3 protein-coding genes are annotated in these 2,056 nt (G+C 50.1%); all 3 read left to right on the top strand.

What is annotated here, in order from left to right; translation table 11 throughout:
• Positions 1 to 125: RsfS/YbeB/iojap family protein (locus tag ACTHUT_RS18890; RefSeq protein WP_440419398.1), on the top strand; the 125-nt coding region annotated here is incomplete at its 5' end.
• A 108-nt stretch (positions 126 to 233) separates the two neighbouring features.
• Positions 234 to 1,628, top strand: coding sequence for an ATP-dependent RNA helicase HrpA (hrpA, locus tag ACTHUT_RS18885; protein WP_440419397.1), 1,395 nt, complete (start codon positions 234 to 236; stop codon positions 1,626 to 1,628).
• Between the two features lie 145 nt (positions 1,629 to 1,773).
• A partial coding sequence (locus tag ACTHUT_RS18880) for a hypothetical protein (protein WP_440419395.1) occupies positions 1,774 to 2,056 on the top strand: 283 nt, incomplete at its 3' end.

Below are 2,056 nucleotides of genomic sequence, written 5' to 3'. Positions count from 1 at the left end.
GCGACCTCGTTGTCCACGTCATGCTCCCTGCCGTGCGCGACTTCTACGACATCGACACCTTGTGGGGCGGAGAAAAACCGAGTTTCCACGCCGGTATGCAAAAACCTTGGCACGCCGCCGACTAAAATGGTTTATCCATACAAAGGCCGTCTGAAACTTGAAAGCAAGCAAGTTTCAGACGGCCTTTTGCTATAATTCCATTCTTTTCACATTATTCAATTTATTGCACCATCATGCCCCACCCCGACCTCTCCCAAACCCTCTCCAAAGACCGCCATTTCCTGCAATCCGCCTTTAAAAATCCCAACAAATACGGCGGCTTGGCCAAAGTCGAAGAAAAATACCGAAAATCGCACGAAATCTTTTTGAAGCGTTTGGCCGCATTGCCCAAACCCGAATTCGACAACACCCTGCCCGTTCACGAAAAGCTCGACGAAATCAAAAAAGCCATTGCCGAAAATCAGGTAACGATTATTTGCGGCGAAACCGGTTCGGGCAAAACCACGCAGTTGCCCAAGATTTGTTTGGAACTCGGACGCGGGGCAGCGGGGCTAATCGGGCATACCCAGCCGCGCCGTTTGGCTGCGCGATCGGTGGCGGAGCGGATTGCCGAAGAGCTGAAATCCGAAATCGGCAACGCGGTCGGCTATAAAGTGCGCTTTACCGACCACACCTCGCGCGATGCCTGCGTCAAGCTGATGACCGACGGCATCCTGCTGGCGGAAACGCAGACCGACCGTTATCTCGCCGCCTACGACACGATTATCATCGACGAAGCGCACGAACGTAGCCTGAACATTGACTTTCTGCTAGGCTACCTGAAACAGCTACTGCCGCGTCGCCCCGATTTAAAAGTCATCATCACCTCGGCAACCATAGACGCAGAACGCTTCTCCAAACACTTCAACGGCGCGCCCGTGCTGGAAGTGAGCGGGCGCACCTATCCCGTCGAAATCCTCTACCACCCGCTGACCAGCAAAGACGAAGACGACGCGGAAGTAGAGCTGACCGACGCGATTGTCGATGCGGCGGACGAATTAGCGCGACACGGCGAAGGCGATATTTTGGTGTTCCTGCCGGGTGAACGCGAAATCCGCGAAGCCGCCGAAGCCCTGCGCAGATCCACGCTGCGCCGCAACGACGAAATCCTGCCCCTGTTCGCGCGCCTATCGCACGCCGAACAGCACAAAATCTTTCACCCCTCCGGCGCGAAACGACGCATCGTGCTGGCAACCAACGTCGCCGAAACCTCGCTCACCGTGCCGGGCATCAAATACGTCATCGACACCGGCCTCGCGCGCGTCAAACGCTATTCCGCACGGGCAAAAGTGGAGCAGCTTCATGTAGAAAAAATCTCCCAAGCCGCCGCCCGCCAACGCTCCGGCCGCTGTGGCCGCGTCTCCGCAGGCGTGTGTATCCGACTGTTTTCAGAAGAAGATTTCAACAGCCGCACCGAATTCACCGACCCCGAAATTGTCCGCAGCAACCTAGCCGCCGTCATCCTGCGCATGGAAGCGTTGAAACTGGGCGATGTGGCGGCATTCCCATTCCTCGAAGCACCGGATCAGCGGTATATCAATGATGGGTTTCAGGTGTTGTTGGAATTGGGGGCGGTGGAGGTCGTCTGAAAACAGTAAAAGGTTGTTAGAATAACCAATGTTATCTGGCAATATATATCATTGGTTTAAGACGAAACTTACATAACTTTATTGGTTTTAGGTTCAATATAGCAATATTCTAAAAATATTTTTAATGAAAATTTTGAGATGTGAAATGGCAAGACAAGAATTAGTTGATTTTCTTTTGACAGTTGATAAACAACATATTATTGATTTAGTTGATATTATAACCAATTTTGGTAAAGGGCGTAGTACGCTAAATTCAACGGTTAAAGATGTTTTGATTCTGGCAAAGGAATCAAACAGAAATTTTACAAAAGATGAGATCAATTTATTATTAATTGAGTTTCAAAAATATGGTGGAGATACTTTTGCCAATGCGATAAGAAGTAAAGATAATTTAATTACGTATCATGAAATCTTAAACGATGTATTTA

This window comes from Neisseria sp. P0022.S010, from assembly GCF_051956635.1.
Note: the sequence above shows the minus strand (reverse complement) of the source record. Positions and strands in the feature narration are given on the sequence as shown.